An 18832-nucleotide genomic window follows, 5' to 3' on the forward strand; every position below is an offset into this window, starting at 1 on the left:
ATCCCTTGAGTTCCGGTAGCGCCCGTTGCTCCAGTGGCTCCTTGTATTCCTTGTGCTCCGGTAGCGCCTATTGCTCCGGTCACACCCTGTATTCCTTGCGCCCCGGTAGCACCTGTTGCTCCGGTCACACCTTGTATTCCTTGACTACCAGTAGCACCTGTTGCTCCGGTTACGCCTTGTATTCCTTGTGCTCCGGTAGCACCTATTGCTCCGGTTACACCCTGTATTCCTTGACTACCAGTAGCGCCCGTTGCTCCAGTGGCTCCTTGTATTCCTTGTGCTCCGGTAGCGCCTGTTGCTCCGGTCACACCCTGTATTCCTTGTGCCCCAGTAGCACCTGTTGCTCCGGTTACCCCTTGTATTCCTTGTGCACCAGTAGCGCCTGTTGCTCCGGTCACACCTTGTATTCCTTGTGCCCCAGTAGCACCTGTTGCTCCGGTTACCCCTTGTATTCCTTGCGCCCCGGTAGTACCTGTTGCTCCAGTGGCTCCTTGTATTCCTTGTGCTCCGGTAGCGCCTATTGCTCCGGTTACTCCTTGTATTCCTTGTGCACCAGTAGCGCCTGTTGCTCCGGTCACACCTTGTATTCCTTGTGCCCCAGTAGCACCTGTTGCTCCGGTCACACCTTGAATTCCTTGACTACCAGTAGCCCCTGTTGCTCCAGTGACTCCTTGTATTCCTTGTGCCCCAGTAGCACCTGTTGCTCCGGTTAAGCCTTGTATTCCTTGTGCACCAGTAGCGCCTGTTGCTCCGGTCACACCCTGTATTCCTTGTGCACCAGTAGTACCTGTTGCTCCGGTTACCCCTTGTATTCCTTGTGCTCCGGTAGCACCTGTTGCTCCGGTCACACCCTGTATTCCTTGTGCACCAGTAGTACCTGTTGCTCCAGTGATCCCTTGTATTCCTTGTGCTCCGGTAGCGCCTGTTGCTCCAGTGACTCCTTGTATTCCTTGTGCCCCAGTAGCACCTGTTGCTCCGGTTACGCCTTGTATTCCTTGTGCACCAGTAGCGCCTGTTGCTCCGGTCACACCCTGTATTCCTTGTGCACCAGTAGTACCTGTTGCACCTGTGATCCCTTGTGCTCCGGTAGCACCTGTTGCTCCGGTCACACCCTGTATTCCTTGTGCACCAGTAGCGCCTGTTGCTCCGGTCACACCCTGTATTCCTTGTGCACCAGTAGTACCTGTTGCTCCAGTGATCCCTTGTATTCCTTGTGCTCCGGTAGCACCTGTTGCTCCTGTGATCCCTTGAATTCCTTGAGCTCCGGTAGCGCCTGTTGCTCCGGTCACACCTTGAATTCCTTGACTACCAGTAGCCCCTGTTGCTCCAGTGACTCCTTGTATTCCTTGTGCCCCAGTAGCACCTGTTGCTCCGGTTACGCCTTGTATTCCTTGACTACCAGTAGCCCCTGTTGCTCCGGTTACACCCTGTATTCCTTGACTACCAATAGCGCCTGTTGCACCAGTAGCACCTGTGATCCCTTGTGCTCCGGTAGTACCTGTTGCTCCGGTGATTCCTTGTATTCCTTGTGCACCAGTAGCGCCTGTTGCTCCGGTTACACCCTGTATTCCTTGACTACCAGTAGCACCTGTTGCTCCTGTGATCCCTTGTGCTCCGGTAGTACCTGTTGCACCGGTGATTCCTTGTATTCCTTGTGCACCAGTAGCGCCTGTTGCTCCGGTCACACCTTGAATTCCTTGAGCTCCGGTAGCACCTGTGATTCCTTGTATTCCTTGAGCTCCAGTAGCGCCTGTTGCACCGGTGATCCCTTGTGCTCCGGTTACCCCTTGTATTCCTTGTGCTCCAGTAGCACCTGTTGCTCCTTGTGCACCAGTTAAATTTATAATTGTAGTTACTCCATTCTCGGCGGTATATGTAAACGTTCCATTTCCATTATCAACCAATGTAGAGATCGTTTCTGAAAAACTTCCACCACCATTTGATAATGTTATCGTATTTCCATTTTGACTTAATATTTGGATTTCATTTGTTGGATCTGAATCTGGATCATTGATTAAGGATGTTAGATCTACTGATCCTCCATTTTGAAGTGTTAAAATATTGGTTGTAGAATCGAATGATAACATTTGATTATCATCACCACTTCCGCCTCCATTGCAAAGACTACTCCAACTATTATTATTGTATTGAAAAATACAATTATCGTCAGTATTATATATTAATGCTCCATTTAAAGGGGTGATGGCATTCATTTCGACAGTTGTGATTCGTGTTAAAACAAATGCTTTATCAATACTTTCTAATTCTAAGATGGAAGAATTGTTTATTTGGTTCGGATTATCACCAACTTTAACCTGAGCTTTCAGATTATGTATAGTAGATACGATAAGAATAAATAGAAGTAATTTTATCTTCATATTTTGTAGGAAATTTCCTTTTAAAAAGAGATTAACCTCTTTTGAATTGGGGTTATACCATAAAAAATAATTGCTATCAAAAATGATAAATAACTTACATAAAGATAGATCAATTGCTAATATATTAATATTTTGTTAACTACAAAAATATATATTTTATTCGATTAAACGCATTTTTTTTCGATAAAATACGATTTATTGAGAAATTTTACTTTTTATTAAGTTATTAATATTCAGGAATAAAAGCTTTTTTGTTTTACGGTTAAGACGCATTTTTAAATTATTCATGAAAATATTTATTCTTATTTTGTTTTGTTTATTTAAAAAAACTAATACTTTTACCAACAGAATATGCGGGAGTAGCTCAGTTGGTAGAGCGTCAGCCTTCCAAGCTGAATGTCGCCAGTTCGAACCTGGTCTCCCGCTCAAAGCCTCATCAATAGAATGGGGCTTTTTTATTTTGTGTTATCTTCCTTTTTGCTTAAGAAATTGTTTTTTTAGTTTATATATTTATCTTTCAAATAAAAAGGCGCATTGAAAAGAATTGGTTTTTGGTTTAAATTTATTGGAGTGATTTTATTTTTTTTAATGCTCTATAAAATTGGTTGGGAGGAAACCTTTCACTCTATTCAGAAAGTTTCTTTTATTCATATATGTATTGCTGTACTTATCCTGTGGGTTGCATTTTATCTCAAAAGTATGAGATGGAAACTTATTTCTAATTCGTATCATATACCGATCGGTAGTTACAAAGCTTTTAAAGTGTTTTTTATAGGGCTTTTTTTGGCAAATGTTACACCTGGAAGATTAGGTGATTTTGGGAGGTTGTTATACATAAAAGAGGAGCTTCCAAATCAAAGAATTGGATGGTCGAGTCTTATTATGGATAGGCTTTTTGATTTAGCTTGCCTAATTGTTTTCAGTTTAGTCGCTGTTATATATTATCAGATTAATTTTGATATTTTAGAATTTCCAAAAAGTTATCGGTCTATAGTATATTGGTTTTCTGGAATAGGGATCTTTTTTTTAATTGCCTTTGGGTTTTGGAAGTTGCTTAAGAATAAACTTCAGTCTTGGAAGGAAGCGTTTCAATCGAATGATTTAAATCTATGGACAACTTTACGCAGTTTTGGGATTACGTGTATGAGTATGGTCTTAATATATGGGGTGTTTAACTATGTAGCTTGGGCTATGAGGATTGAAATTAATCATATAGGTCTGTTTTTAGGAACTTTTGTATTAGGTATATTAAGTTTATTACCCATCACGATTTTAGGAATCGGCGTGCGTGAGATTTCGCTTGCTATAATTTTTCAATTACACAATCTACCAGCAGAAGATGCTATTGGATTATCTCTTATAATATTTTTACTACAACTTATATCTTTTATTCCTGGAGCAGTTTGGTTTTATCTATCTCCCATAAAACTAAATGATCTTAAACAGGGGAAATAAGTATATTATTACTTTGATAATCTCTCATTATCCTGAATATCCATCCACATGGCAAACAAAAGTGATTGGAAACCTGAGATGGTTAGAAAGATAAATATAATGAGATAATCAGTAGGTGTTTTCGTACTAGTGTCAAAAAAATTACGAATCAATTGATAAAGAAAATAAGTGTTTATAATCCCAATAATAAAAGATATCCAGTATAATAAGTATAAAGGATGAAAACTTCTGTATAGATATTTGGTTTGAAGTCGTTTAAAAAAGCAGCGAACTAATAATAATAATATGGGTAACGAAACCTTAATTATATTTAGTTTTGATTTTTCTCCTACTCCATATATAGGTTTTATTTTTACTTCTCTTATTGTACAAAATGCAATATTTAGTTTAACTAACAGATCATTAGGCATTCCGTATCTTTTGTAGATATCATATAGAGGAACTGAATTTAAGGCGTTATTGGATATTGCAGTATATCCACTTTGTGTGTCTGAAACACCCCAATAGCCTGAAGCAATTTTGGTAAGTATACTGAGGATTGAATTGCCCAAAAAACGAACTCTTGGGATTATTACCCAAGCACTTTTGTGAATGAGTCGATTTCCTTTTACATAATCTATTCCTTCTTCCACAACAGGCTTGCATATCGATTCTAATTCTGCCGGATCCATTTGTCCATCTCCTGCCATTACTGCAGTACAATCTATCTGATGATCTTTACACCATTTATATCCAGTTGCTATTGCCGCTCCGACACCTCCATTAGCAAGATGTTTTATTACTATTATTTTTTCTTCTTCTGGATTTTTATTAATTATTTCTGAGGGCGTAAACTTTTGAATTTCATCGATGCTTTTCTGTCTTACTTCTATATCTGCTCGATTATAAATATTTGGGGTAATTTGACCTTTCAGATTTGAGACTAATTTAAGGTTAGAAGAATTATCTGTTAGATGTTTTATTGTTGCACCAACGGTATCATCTGTAGACGCATCGTCGACTACAATTATTCGGTCTACAAAAGAAGGCATGCTATCCAATACCATTTTTATTTGCTGAGACTCATTATAACAAGGAACTACTACGGCAATTGTTTTATTATTAAGCATTGTATGATATTTTGTATTCTTAAGTTAGTTGTTGATATTGTCTTTTGCCCATTTTAAATTATTTTTGGCAAGTTGATAGTTGGGATCTATTTTGAGCGCCATTTCACAGGCTTGAGCACCAAGTTCCCATCTCTTCATTTGATTATAAGCTGCACACATATTATTATAGGCAAATGCATTATTGGGATCTGTTTTTAGAATTTTACGGCAGGTTGAAATGGTAGATTCATAATCTCCGTTTTTATAGTATATAAGACTCAAATTAATATAAGTTTCAACGGTTGGATTGTTTTTTATTATCTCCAATAAGGATTTGATCTCTTCTTCTGGGGAGATTGTTTTTGAAGCTATACTTGCTAATAATTGTTTGGACTGGATGTGATTGGGGCTTTTGTGTAATGCTTTTTTTAAGTAAATTTCTGCTTCTGAATATTTTTTTTGAGAAGAAAGATATCTGCCATAAAAATATTCTGGTGCAGGAGAATTTATGTTCATGTTTACAGCGGATTCGAAATATTTTTTTGCTTTATCATGATTGTTTTGTGCTGCATACAAAACACCAAAATTAATGTGCAAGATATAATAATTAGGAGTGAGCTGATCTGCTTTGTTAAAATATTCTAAAGCGACATCATACTTTCCTTTTGACATTTGAGTTTCTCCGTAGTTCATTAATCCTCTTCCGTTTTTAGGACTTTTTTTTGTGACATCCAGCCATAAAGATTCTTCAGTATTCCATATTTTATTTCTTTGTGTTGTACCATATCCATGACTGGCTAGAATTAATAAAATTAGTATAAAAACAGGGGTAGAAAACTTTTTATTCGAATTTAAGAGTTTATATTTTTTTAATAATAATAATATTCCCCAAGGGATGGCAATAAATAGTCCAATAAATGGAAAGAACATTCGGTGATCATTTGCAATTTGAAACAATGGATTCAGGGTTGTTGGTAATAATGCTATAAAAAACCATGCAATTCCAAAAGAAATGGGTCTCTGTTCTTTTTTGAAACTGCTTTTAACCATTAAGAATAACATTGCAATAATGACTACTAATCCAGACACTATTTTTATATGATACCAGGGTTTTATAATGGTTATATCGGGATCTGCACTTAGATTAATGGGAAGAAGGAAATTACCCAAGTAATGTAAGATTACAAAGCATTGCGTGCTTATATATTCAAATCTTGTAACTATAAAGTTGGTAGAGTCAGTAGATTTTGGAGTCAAGTAATACTGATTAAAAATAAAAAGCAAAGAGGCAATTATTGCTGTAGGAGCTATTTTGATAAAGATCTTTAGGAGTTTGTCTTTAGTATTTTGTGTAAAATCCGTGAGTAATGAATGTTCTTCAAAAAGTAATATATACATAAGAAGTATTGGAAAAAACATAACTCCGGTTTGTTTGGTCCAAATACCAAGTATCATGGTAAATAAATATAAAAACCATTTTTTTCCCAAGGGATGTATGTACAGTAAAAGCGAGGCAACTATACATAGTGTGGAAAATGAGTCAGATCGCGCGCAGATATAATTGATCGTTTCTGCGTTAGCAGTATGTAATGAGAACCAGACAGTTGCAAAAAGGGCAGTAATACCAATCCATTTATATTTTGGAAGTGATATATAGTATATATGTTTGGATACTGTAAATATCAAAATAATAAGCACTAAAAACCAAAAAAAGATATGGTAGTGATAGTAATTTGCTATAAATCCACCAGCTAATGAGTAATCGATAGCATTCATGAAGGTAATCATAGGCCTGTAGGCCCGATTGGCCGGGAGAGCACTAAAAGTATCTGCATTCGTGAAAAAAGTTGTCCAATTGTCCAGCGTTTTTATAGATTCATTTTCCAAAATGGTATGAGTATCATCAAAAAAAAATGGATTGTCAAAATGGTTGAGATATATTAAAAAAGTAATGGCAAGTATTGCTATTAGCGTTTTAATCTCAAATTTTTTTGAAGTAAAGTTTTTGAACATATACCTTTTTGAAATTTTAAAAGTCTCTGGGACATAATTATTTTGATAGCAATTTAATAAAATGCCGCAAATTATATTTTACTCGATAATCGAGATTTAAATGCTCGGAGGCTTGCCTCGAAATCAAAATATTTTTTTCAATAAATGCTTCGTGGGCTTGCCCCAAAGTAGTTTACTGTGTCTATGTAATAGAACTGGGTTTAAATATAGTAGTTTTATGTTGTTTTTGATATTATCAGAGACAAAATTATAATAAATTAAGTCTGGCTAGTTTGGTGTTATTTCGAATACTTAGCAATTATTAAAATTAAAATTCATACATTAAAGTATATTTTTTTAATCAAATTAATACGCTTGAATTATTTTATATTTGATAATTAGAAATTAATAAACTTACCTTAGATATTTTAATGAATACTAATTTTTTTGCTCATAAAACTGCTGTAATTGACGATGAATGTTTGATAGGGAATGGCACGAAAATATGGCATTTTTCTCATATAATGTCTCATGCAGTGATTGGTGAGCATTGCAATATAGGTCAAAATGTTGTAGTGTCTCCCGAAGTTGTTCTGGGAAATAATGTAAAAATCCAGAATAATGTATCTATTTACACTGGAGTAACTTGTGATGATGATGTTTTTTTAGGTCCTTCTTGTGTGTTTACTAATATCATAAACCCTAGAAGTGCTATAAATAGAAGAGGAGAATATGTTAAAACTCACGTAAGTAAAGGTGCTACGATAGGAGCGAATGCAACAATTGTATGCGGGCATGATATAGGTGCTTATGCATTTATAGGTGCAGGGACAGTCATTACAAAACGTGTAAAACCATATGCATTAATGGTTGGTAATCCTGCAAGGCAGATTGGATGGATGAGTGAATATGGTCATCGATTAGTTTTTGATAAGGATCTTATAGCAATATGCCCCGAGAGTAATGAAAAATATGAATTAATAAACGAACATGTTTTCAAGATATAATATATGAAAAACAAAAACTTCGCTATAATGGGAGTTGGAGGTTATATTGCTCCGCGACATCTTAAGGCAATTAAGGATACAGAAAATAATTTGATAGCAGCACTGGATAGGTTTGATAGTGTAGGTGTGATCGATAGTTATTTCCCTGATTCTGATTTTTTTGTTGAATTTGAACGTTTTGACAGGCATATAGAAAAGTTAAAAAGAAGGAAAAATATTCAGTTGGATTACGTGAGCATTTGCACTCCTAATTATCTTCATGATTCTCATATCAGAATGGCTTTGAGAAGAGGAGCAAGTGCGATATGCGAAAAACCGTTAGTATTGAATCCCTGGAATATTGATGCATTAGAAGAAATAGAAAAAGAATCTGAGGGAAGTGTAAATACTATTTTACAATTACGATTACACCCCAGTATCATTGCTTTGAAGGAGAAAGTTGATAAGGGGCCGAATGATAAAATTTATGATTTTGATCTAACATATTTAACATCTAGAGGTAATTGGTATCATGCATCCTGGAAAGGAGATGTTTCTAAATCTGGCGGTATCGCCACCAATATTGGTGTTCATTTTTATGATATGCTTTCCTGGGTGTTTGGCGAGGTTAAAGAAAATAGAGTACACCTGCTTACAGAGGATAGTGCTTCGGGATATTTAGAATTTGAGAAAGCAAGAGTACGATGGTTTTTATCTATTAATTATGAAAATATTCCTGAGGATGTAAAATTACAAGGAAAAAGAACCTATCGATCTATTACTATTGATGGCGAGGAGATTGAGTTTAGTACAGGTTTTACAGAATTACATACCAGAAGTTATGAAGGCATTCTAAAAGGAGGAGGGTTTGGTCTTACGGATGCTAAAACTTCTATACAAATCGTACATGATATCAGAAATGCTGAGATTAGTACATTACAAAATGATTATCACCCTTTTGTTAAAAAAATAAGTTAAATTTAGAAATGCAGTATTCATAAGAAGTAACCCAATAATTTTTGAAGAAGAAAATTGCCATATCCCAATCAAATTATATCCCTTGGAAAGGATATTTTGATATGATCAATATGGCAGATGTTTTTGTGATTTATGATGAAGTTCAATACACCAAAAATGATTGGCGAAACCGAAATCTCCTAAAAACGAAAAAAGGACTTGAGTGGATTACAATTCCGGTAAAACAAAACAATCTTGATCAGACGATTGATCAAACTCAGGTTTTTTTGCCTAAATGGAATATAAAACACTGGAAAACTATACAATCTATATATGGTAGAGCTCCTTTTTTTAAAAACTACAAAGAAAGGTTTGAAAAAATATATCTCGAAATGGATACGCTTTTATTAAGTGAAATTAATAAACAATTTATTTTTGAGATTTGTGATATATTAGATATTAAAACACCAATAATAAATAGTCGTGAGCTTTCTCTTGCAGGAGATGCTAATGAAAGATTGATAGATGCCTGTAAAAAATTAAAAGCTGAAACATATATTTCCGGACCGGCAGCAAAAGATTATATAAAAGAAATACTTTTTAAAGAAAACGATATTACCTTGGAATGGATTGATTATTCGGGATATCCTGAATATACTCAAATGTCAACTCCATTTGAACACGGAGTTAGCGTACTAGACCTTATTTTTAATCAAGGTAATCAGGCAAATTCATTTCTAAAAACGTTTAATCCATGAAAATATCTGTAGTTACTACACTTTATAAGTCTGAACGATTTGTTGTAGAATTCTATGAGAGAATTACAAAAGTTGTTAGAGAACTTACAGATGATTATGAATTAATTTTTGTAAATGATGGATCTCCAGATATTTCAAGCCAAAAAGTTCTGAATATTAGAAAATCTGATACAAATGTCAAGCTGATTGAGCTTTCCAGAAATTTTGGGCATCATAAGGCAGTAATGACCGGGCTAAAATATGCTTCTGGAGATTATATGTATCTTCTTGATATTGATTTAGAAGAACCACCAGAATTGTTGACTGAGTTTTATGCAAGTTTAATAGAAAATAATGTAGATGTCGTTTATGGGGTACAGGAAAAAAGGAAAGGTAAGTTTTTCGAAAAAATAACGGGGAAATTTTTTTACAGAATGTTTAATTTACTTTCTGAAATATCGATAGAAGAAAACATTTTGATGGCTAGATTAATGAACAAAGACTATGTTGACTCATTAAAAGAGTATACTGAAAAAGAATTGTTTTTGGGAGGAGTATTTGCCATGGTTGGGTATAAACAAATTTCAGTCCCTGTTGCTAAAGGTTCCAGGCCAGATACCACATATACATTTAAGAAAAAAATGAGTCTTTTGGTAAATGCAATTACCGCTACTTCTAACAGGCTTTTGATTTATGTATTTTATTTAGGATTGATTGTTAGTGTTACCTCATTTGTGTATCTTGGATATTTTGTAATACGTGCGATATTCTATAAAGATTATTTAGAAGGCTGGCCTTCTTTGATTGTTTCCATCTGGTTTTTAAGTGGTTTGATAATCATGAGCATTGGTGTCCTGGGAATTTATTTATCTAAAATATTTAATGAAGTAAAACAAAGACCTCTAACAACTATTTCTAAAATCTATGATTGATTTTAATTGTTTTTTACTCTTTTTGATCTATAATTTTTAAAGAAGTATATGTCTAGGTACATCAATATAGCGTTTATAAAAAAGTATCATTTTTTTATATTACTAGGATTATTAATGCTGCTTTTCTTTGTTATAAATTTCTTTTTTACGATCAGATTCGAATCCAATGATGACGTTGTTATGGCATTGATATCTTCTGGTGGTTACAGTGGTAGTCTAGATAACCATTTAGTGTTTATTAACATGCTTTATGGATCTTTTCTCAATTTCTTTTATTATCTCTTTCCGGCTTATGAATGGTATCCTATATTTTTTGTGGCTCTAAATATTATATCAGTTACTTTGATTAGTTGGCAACTATTAAAAACTAACAATGATAAAGTAGTTAAATCTATTTTTTTACTATTTTTATTTTTGGTTTTTTTACAAATAACAATACAGCTTCAGTTTACCAAAACAGCAGCAATTGTGTCGATTGCGGGTGTGGTTTTGTTGTACCAATCTAAGAGTAGAATACGATATCTTGGATCAATTTTGATTGTATTGGGTTCTCTTATCCGATTCGAAGCTGCCTTTTTAGTATTACTGATTACGATGCCAATATTTTTTCTTGATTATTTTAAGGACAGAAAATTCTATTTGGATAGCAGAAAGAAGGTGCTAGCGGTTAGTATAGCTATATGCTGTATGTGTAAACTGGTTGATTATGTATATTATTCTCAAAACCCTGAATGGGAATATTTTTTAAAATATAATAAATTAAGAGGTAGTATTAACGATAATCCAAATGCCAGCGGAGTATTTAATAATTTACCAGATGAGATCTCCAGACCAGATTATGACGCATTGCTTTCGTTTTTTCCTGATCCTCAGGTAATGGGATATGAAGCAGTAAAGAAAATCAATTCAGAATTAGATAAGGTTCCTCCATTTACAAAAATGCGGTATGTATTTCGCTTACGGTATTATTTTTTTCCTATCTTATTACTAGTAATTATTGCTTTATCTGCCAGGTATACTAAAAAAAGAAATAGTTCACCTACTATTGGTATTATCCTCATGTTTGGCCTTTTGGCGGGAGCGTTGATTTTTACATCGTTTAATGGAACTGTAAAAGATAGAGTGTTTTTTGTTGCTGTTATAAGTTTTATATTGGTACTGCCTTACTTATTAGCTAATATACCTTCTTCCATTCAAAAGAAGATAATGCTCCTATCTGTATTTCTTTTCACCTATTATTTTTATGAAAAAACAAATAAGACAGTAAAAAATGAAAACTATGCGTTTCAGGTACAAGAAAATCAATCAAAAATTATAGCAGATTACCTGAGTAATGATTCTAAAAAACTAATTCCATATTCTGGTAATTATCGGTTAGAATATATGGATCCATTTGCAGTTTCGGCTGGATTTTATACAGATAAAATATATTTAGGAGGGTGGTTTACAAACATTCCTTTTCATAAAGATAAGTTTCAATCTTTTAAAGCTCTTATCGATAATTATGGAGTGTTAATAAACGAAAATTACTATAAAAAGGCTGTATGGCAAATTACAAATAGCATTTTAGTAAATCAAAAGATAAAAGTAGTGCCCAAAGTAGTATTGAATTATAAGGGGAATTATATTGTTGAGTTTAGAACGGCTCAAAATTAATACTAAAAAACATGGAGGATATAATTTTTTTTAAAAATCGATCTGTAAAATGAAATCTATTATCATTGTTGGAACCGGTAATCTGGCAGAAATTGCGATACAATATCTCCAAAGAGATCTTGACAACGAAATTGTAGCTTTTTCAGTAGAAAAAGAGTATAATATTGCCAAAGAGTTCTGTGGATTGCCCGTAATTAATTTTGAAGATCTATTAAAGAGTTACCCTCCTGAAACTACAGAATTGTTAATTGCTATAGGACCAAATAAGCTTAGTGGTGTTAGAGCTCGCCTATATATAGAGGCAAAAGAATTAGGCTATGATTTAGTAACCTATATTAGCCCCAGAGCCCATGTTTGGGATCACAAAAATATAGGTGAGAGTTGCTTTATTTTTGATGGATGTATTGTAGAACCAGAAACAATTATTGGAGCTAATACAGTGATGTGGTCAGGAAGTATAGTAGCTCATCATTCTGTGATCGGAAAACATTGTTTTCTTGCACCATCTGCTACTATTTCAGGTAAAGTGGAAGTGAAAAATAATTGTTTTATAGGTATTAATGCAACGATAAGAGATCATATTGTTATTGAGGAGAATTGTATTATTGGTTGCGGAGCAATTATAAAAAAAAATACTTTTAAAAATGGCGTTTATTCGGCAAAAGGAACAACAATTTATCATACGGATAGTATGAATACACATGTGTAATTTTATTTAAATAACTAATAGACTGAATTCGATTATTACTATAGAAGATAAAACCATCAATTCGAGTGCTTTGACGAAGGAAAAGTGTATCGAGAATAGGTTTTTGACCCAAAACGCTTGTTTTCTGGAAAAAATTCTTATCAGAATTTCACTCAAACTGACGCGCTTGGGATTAATCGAACTCAGTTCATAAATATTTTCATTTTTGGATTTGATAAAAGAAATAGTATTCAAAAAAATTTCGGCAAAAGGCTTGGCAGTTTTTAGAATTTTTTTTGCGCTCAATTTTTTATTCGAAATTATCTGGATCTTCAGATATCGTCAACTATATTTTGACACACTTCCATATTTAGATGTACATTTTCCAGATGTTACACTATTGCTTCTGATATGGATGGGAGTTGTGGTATGTATCTGTATTGGTTTATACACACGAATAGCAACTATTGTTAATTATATTTTTACTCTGGTTTTTATTTCCAGTATGACCAATTATGAGTATCATATGATCTACACGTATATCTGTGTCAATTTCTTATTAATGTTTTTACCTATTCAGAAAGCCCTCTCTTTTGATATGCTTCGAAAAAAGATCCGCTATTTGAATAAAGGTCTTTTTTATGAGGTTGAAAAAGTATCAAAGGTTACTTATCTGGTACCTGTTTTTATAGCTTTGGGGTTGGTTTATTTTGATGCCGCAGTTGTCTATAAGATGAAATCACCAATGTGGTTACATGGATTGGGTATTTGGTTGCCTTCATCACTTCCGCAAATAACAATGACGGATTCTCAATGGCTTTTAAACCAGGAGATTTTTGTTAAATTCCTATCACATCTGACCATGCTGTTTGAGTTTATGTTTATCTTTTTGTTCTGGAACAAAAAATTCAGAGTTATCATGCTTATTATAGGTGTTGGTCTTCATTTTGGTATTCTACTAATTTACCCAATCCCTTATTTTGCGATTGGTTATATAACTATATATTTATTATTGGTGCCAGTTTCAATATGGGATAAGATTGGTAAAATGATTAATACTAAGCAAAAAAAAAATATTTTATATTTTGATGAGAAGTTATTAGCAAGTTGTAAAATAATGATTTTAATGAAGTTTTTTGACGTTTTTAAAAACATCAATTTTATTACAAAATCAGAGGCTATTAGTTTAGATATATACGATAAAGAGAAACCTGTTTCTAATCTATTTAGTATTGATGCGTATCATAGTAAAATAATAGATACAGTAATTTTAAAAGATATGATAAGACTGGCTCCTTTATGCTATGTTTTATTAAAAATACAGACACTCTTAGATATCAAAGAAAATTTTCTGATCGAAAGAAAAGAAATGGTAATTTCTAATATAGTCCATAAAAACCCAAGAGTACAGAATTATGGATTACTTTTCTTGTTGGGATTAGCAGTGTTTTTACAAATTCATTTAAATCACAGTTTTTTCAAGACAAGTATTCCATTGACAAATTCGATAAAATACGTTGGGTATCATTATATAGGTATTACCGGTCATGGTGTTTTTAAAGATGTCCATTTTAGGGGATATAACCGGGTGTATTCTATACGATATAAAGGTCAATTACTTCCTATATTGGATGAAAAAGGATTGCTTGACAGATATATGGCAGGCGGTACATATGCTTATTGGATATGGAGAGTAAATGGTCCTTATGTTTCTAAGAATGCCCTTTCGGTAAAAAAAGGAATTATAGAATATTCTTCTTTTTGGTCTTATAAGAATAAGATAGACCTTTCTAAAAAGCAAGAATTTGAGATTGTACAGAAAAAAGTGAAGGTTTCTTTTGAATGGGAAGAAAATTTATTACATAAAAATATGGAGTCTCCCTGGGAAAAAATAGGTATTTTGATATGGAATAATAAGACCCCTCAGTTGATATGGGATTAATATATACTATAAATCTAAATAAAATTAGTTAATAACAAATGATGATTCCATTTAATAAGCCTTACATGACAGGAGATGAATTGTATTATATAAAAGATGCAGTAGCTCGAGGTAAAATTTCCGGCAATGGATATTATACAAAAAAATGTCATGAATATTTCACTCAAAATATGGGTTTTAGGAATTGTTTATTAACGTCTTCCTGTACTGATGCACTGGAAATGGCAGCGATACTAATTGATATACGACCAGGCGATGAAGTAATTATGCCATCATATACATTTGTATCCACAGCGAATGCTTTTGTATTACGAGGGGCAAAAATAGTCTTTGCCGATAGTTATGATAATAACCCTAATATTAATGCAGATACTTTAGAGAAATTAGTAAATGTAAGAACAAAAGCTATAGTTGTAGTCCATTATGGAGGCGTTGCCAGCGATATGGATGTCGTTATGGATTTGGCAGATACGTATAATTTATATGTCATAGAAGATGCGGCTCAGGCCATTGATTCTTATTACAAAGGGAAGCCATTAGGAAGTATAGGACATTTGTCTACATTTTCATTTCACGAAACTAAAAATATTATTTCTGGAGAAGGAGGGATGTTAGTAGTTAATGATAAAAATTTTGATGAACGAGCAGAGATTATTTGGGAAAAAGGGACGAATCGATCTGCTTTTTTTAGAGGAGAAGTCGATAAGTACTCCTGGGTTGATATAGGTTCTTCATTTCTGCCGTCTGATGTTACAGCAGCCTTTTTATTTGCCCAGTTAGAGAATTTAGAAAAAATTCAATCCAGAAGAAAAAAACTTTGGGATAATTATAATAATGGTTTTGAAAAATTAGCGCTACATAATTTATTAAAGATTCCGTATATACCTGAATATGCTTCAGCAAATGGACATTTGTTTTATCTGGTGTGCAATTCTATTAATGAAAGAAGTGAACTTATCTCATTCTTAAAAGGGTATGGTGTTCATTGTGTGTTTCATTATTTGTCATTGCATAAAAGTCCTTTTTATATAAAGGATAATCATTCTAAAGATTTAATCCATTGTGATAATTTTTCAGATTGTTTATTGAGATTACCCTTGTATTATGAATTAGATATGGAAGATCAAAGAAAAATAATTAGCTTGATTCATGACTTTTATAATAAAAGATAAGATGCTATGAAAAACATATGGATTCCTAAATTTACAGAGCGCACTATCTTTATTTCTACAGCGATTTCTATAGGGCTTATTATGAGTGTTTTAAGTTTTGATTATGGCCCATTAGAAGATGCTCGGATTCATATGGAGCACGGAGAGCGAATACTTGACTATTTTAAAGAGATTAATGAGGTTGCCGCACTTAACCCTATTCTTGATGATGGTACTTTGATAGATGTTGGAAAAAGTAAAGAAGCTGAATATAAAGGGATGAATGGTTTTGGAGGTTTTTTCGATTTACTATCTAGTTTCTTATATCAATATTTTGATTTTTTAGGTGACAATTACAGTTTCAAGAATTTCTTGAATGCAATTTTTGGGTTTTTACTTTTTTTATTTTGTGGATTGTTAGGAAAAGAATTAGGAGGATGGAGAGTGGGGCTGTTGACCTTAATATTTGTAGTATTAATGCCTGTGATTTTTGGGTATTCTATGAATAATCCAAAAGATATTCCTGCAGCTGCTTTTTATATGTTTTCTTTATTTCATATCGTTAAATTATTAAAAGAACTACCTGTTGTTACTATAAGAAGAGCCTTTTTTTTAATTGTAAATATTTCGTTACTTATTAATATTAGGCTTATAGGCTTAATTGTCATTGGATATCTTTTATTAGCTGTTTTTAGTTGGTGGGTTCTCGAAAACTATGAGAAAGGTTTTAAAAATGTTCACCTTAAAGAGACGTTGTTATTAATTATTAAAATTGTAATGATTTGTTTTTTTGCATATATAAGTGTAAGTTTTTTATGGCCATATGCTCAAAAAGACCCGTTATTAAATCCTATAAAGGTATTTAAGGCTGCAAAAGATTTTAGAGGTTTCGAGAATTTACAATTGTTCGAAGGGATCTGGAAAAGTAGTTTTGACGTACCGTGGTATTATGCGATAAAAAATTTGTTTATTATCACAATGCCGCTACATGCTTTTATAGGCTTTTTTCTTATTCCGCTGCTTTATTTGAAGAATACTAAACAAAATATTTTATATGTTTCGATTGTTTTGTTTGCTTCTGTATTTCCAATGATTTTAGTAATAATAGGAAAGCCTAATAGTCATGATGGCTCAAGGCAATTTATGTTTTCAGTACTACCCGTCGTTATTTTAAGCGCAGTAAGTTGGTATAAATTGTTTACAATTTTATCTGCCAAAAATAGGGTAAGAGTAGCATTTGGGGGACTAATATTTTTGATGTTACAACCTTTGTATTCTATGATTAGAGATCATCCTATGCAAGCTTTATATTTTAGTCCGATCATTGGTGGAGTATCAGGAGCATATGGGAATTATGAAATAGATTATTATGGTGTGGGAATTAGACCTGCCATTAACTGGCTGGAAAGTAATGTAGGAAATAGTGAAAACCCTCCTAGAGTCAGAATGTATTATGGAAGTCAGACAAAAATCACTACTTTTTTAGACAAAACAGATAAACTGACCCATGCATTGACAAGAAGAGATTCTCCTGATTGGGATTACTCTATTATTATGTTGGCCGAAGGAAAATACAAACAAGATTTAGATGTAAATTGGTCACCAGACAATACGGTACATGAAATCAAAATTGATGATGTTTCCATTTGTTTTATCGTAAAGAGTGATTATAATGAGGATAATCATATAGCAAAATTAGAAAAGGATCTTATAAAAGTTCCTTCTGCAAGCGGGTATATTAAATTAAGCCTTTTGTATTATAATAAAAATGATAATCTCAAAAGTATAGAAGCTTCAAAAAAAGCAATCTCAATAGATGCTGATAATAGTATTGCCTATAACAACCTATGCTCAGCATATAATAGGCTTAAGGTATATGATTTGGCAAAATTAGCTTGCGAAAAAGCATTATCGATTAATGCTGAATTTGTATTAGCTAAAAATAATCTTAAAGCTTCTGTAAAGGGATTAGAAAAAATTTCAAATAAAAAACTCACTAAAAATGAATATCTTAATATAAGTTTTTATTATTATCGATTAGGTTTTTATGAGCGTTGTATTAAAACAAGTGAAGAGTTGCTTATGATTGATCCAAAAAATGTGGTAGCCCTTAATAACATATGTTCATCATATAATGCTATGAAAAAATATGATATTGCCATTGGATTTTGTAACAAAGCGTTAGAATTGAACCCTAATTTTGAACGCGCAAAAAATAATCTTAAATGGGCTCAGGAATCACTAAAGAAGAAATAAGGTGTATAAAAAGATAAGTATAGATGTACTAAAAGCTCTATTTTGTTGAGTTTTATTAATTAGTTAGAATTATTTTTAATGAGTAGTTGTAAGTTGTTTTTGGCTAACTGAAAATCAGGATCTAATAAAATGGCTTTGTTACAATGTCTTATTCCCTTTTCTATTTTCTTAATTTTCCCGTAAGCATAACATAGATTATTATGAGCTAATTTATTGTTAGGGTTTAAGTCCAGTACTTGGTGGTTAATCTCAATACTTTTTTGGTACTTCTTTTGGTTGATATATTGAATACCCAGATTGATCAAATTATTTTCCTGTTGGACATTCTTATTTTTACGAATAACATTCTTTTGAGATTGTAAAGAAGTATTCTCAATTTTACTTCTATTGCGTGCTGTAATTACAAAAAAGATCACCAATGGTATCATGAGAAAGAAGAAGTACCCCAAAATATTATTTACTTTTTTTCTTTCCATTTAAGGTGTTTTTATTGGTATATAAGAGCTTGTTTACAAACCTTACTTCCTGAAAAAAAAATATTTTAAGAACCGTGAGCTTACTTCAAATAATTAAAATATCTCGATATTCTCATCATTTGAAGTGTCCTCAGAACC

The 18832-nt window shown here is 33.0% G+C and carries 14 protein-coding genes and 1 tRNA gene; 11 read left to right on the top strand and 4 right to left on the bottom strand.

Features of this window, described 5'->3' with window-relative positions; all coding sequences use genetic code 11:
- Nucleotides 1–2378: hypothetical protein (locus F0000_RS04260; RefSeq protein WP_223148868.1), on the bottom strand; the 2378-nt coding region annotated here is incomplete at its 3' end.
- A gap of 353 nt (nt 2379–2731) precedes the next feature.
- Here F0000_RS04260 and F0000_RS04265 point away from each other — a divergent pair.
- Together F0000_RS04265 and F0000_RS04270 are read left to right on the top strand one after the other, a co-directional pair.
- A tRNA-Gly gene (locus F0000_RS04265) sits at nt 2732–2804 on the top strand.
- Between the two features lie 144 nt (nt 2805–2948).
- Nucleotides 2949–3833 carry a lysylphosphatidylglycerol synthase transmembrane domain-containing protein gene (locus F0000_RS04270; protein ID WP_255452618.1) on the top strand — a complete coding sequence of 295 codons (885 nt, stop codon included), beginning with the start codon at nt 2949–2951 and terminating at the stop codon, nt 3831–3833.
- An 8-nt stretch (nt 3834–3841) separates the two neighbouring features.
- On the opposite strand, the gene F0000_RS04275 is transcribed toward F0000_RS04270, so the two are convergent.
- The gene (locus F0000_RS04275) at nt 3842–4942 is read right to left on the bottom strand and encodes a glycosyltransferase family 2 protein (RefSeq protein ID WP_149623468.1); all 1101 of its coding nucleotides are present in this window, start codon (nt 4940–4942) and stop codon (nt 3842–3844) included.
- 24 nt (nt 4943–4966) lie between these two features.
- Nucleotides 4967–6934 carry a tetratricopeptide repeat protein gene (locus F0000_RS04280; protein WP_149623469.1) on the bottom strand — a complete coding sequence of 656 codons (1968 nt, stop codon included), beginning with the start codon at nt 6932–6934 and terminating at the stop codon, nt 4967–4969.
- Between the two features lie 410 nt (nt 6935–7344).
- On the opposite strand from F0000_RS04280, the gene F0000_RS04285 reads away from it, so the two are divergent.
- The 9 genes from F0000_RS04285 (at nt 7345) to F0000_RS04325 (ending at nt 18218) form a co-directional block, all read left to right on the top strand.
- On the top strand, nt 7345–7920 hold the full coding sequence (locus F0000_RS04285) for an acyltransferase (RefSeq protein WP_149623470.1): 576 nt from the start codon (nt 7345–7347) through the stop codon (nt 7918–7920).
- Nucleotides 7921–7923: 3 nt separating this feature from the next.
- Nucleotides 7924–8877, top strand: a complete 954-nt coding sequence (locus F0000_RS04290; RefSeq protein ID WP_149623471.1) for a Gfo/Idh/MocA family protein — start codon at nt 7924–7926, stop codon at nt 8875–8877.
- A 41-nt stretch (nt 8878–8918) separates the two neighbouring features.
- The gene (locus F0000_RS04295) at nt 8919–9614 is read left to right on the top strand and encodes a WbqC family protein (protein ID WP_255452615.1); all 696 of its coding nucleotides are present in this window, start codon (nt 8919–8921) and stop codon (nt 9612–9614) included.
- Nucleotides 9611–10525, top strand: coding sequence for a glycosyltransferase family 2 protein (locus F0000_RS04300; RefSeq protein WP_149623472.1), 915 nt, complete (start codon nt 9611–9613; stop codon nt 10523–10525). The genes F0000_RS04295 and F0000_RS04300 overlap by 4 nt, the downstream gene beginning before the upstream one ends.
- A 48-nt stretch (nt 10526–10573) precedes the next feature.
- A complete protein-coding gene (locus tag F0000_RS04305) occupies nt 10574–12181 on the top strand; it encodes a hypothetical protein (RefSeq protein WP_149623473.1) in 1608 nt (535 codons plus the stop codon).
- Nucleotides 12182–12230: 49 nt separating this feature from the next.
- On the top strand, nt 12231–12890 hold the full coding sequence (locus F0000_RS04310) for an acetyltransferase (protein WP_149623474.1): 660 nt from the start codon (nt 12231–12233) through the stop codon (nt 12888–12890).
- Between the two features lie 205 nt (nt 12891–13095).
- On the top strand, nt 13096–14811 hold the full coding sequence (locus F0000_RS04315; protein ID WP_149623475.1) for an HTTM domain-containing protein: 1716 nt from the start codon (nt 13096–13098) through the stop codon (nt 14809–14811).
- Nucleotides 14812–14852: 41 nt separating this feature from the next.
- Nucleotides 14853–15983 carry a dTDP-4-amino-4,6-dideoxygalactose transaminase gene (gene rffA, locus F0000_RS04320; RefSeq protein WP_149623476.1) on the top strand — a complete coding sequence of 377 codons (1131 nt, stop codon included), beginning with the start codon at nt 14853–14855 and terminating at the stop codon, nt 15981–15983.
- A gap of 6 nt (nt 15984–15989) precedes the next feature.
- A complete protein-coding gene (locus tag F0000_RS04325) occupies nt 15990–18218 on the top strand; it encodes a tetratricopeptide repeat protein (RefSeq protein WP_149623477.1) in 2229 nt (742 codons plus the stop codon).
- A gap of 59 nt (nt 18219–18277) precedes the next feature.
- On the opposite strand, the gene F0000_RS04330 is transcribed toward F0000_RS04325, so the two are convergent.
- A complete protein-coding gene (locus F0000_RS04330; protein WP_149623478.1) occupies nt 18278–18694 on the bottom strand; it encodes a tetratricopeptide repeat protein in 417 nt (138 codons plus the stop codon).
- Nucleotides 18695–18832: the final 138 nt, after the last annotated feature.

The sequence above is a fragment of the Aquimarina sp. RZ0 genome, from assembly GCF_008370685.1.
Lineage (GTDB): Bacteria > Bacteroidota > Bacteroidia > Flavobacteriales > Flavobacteriaceae > Aquimarina.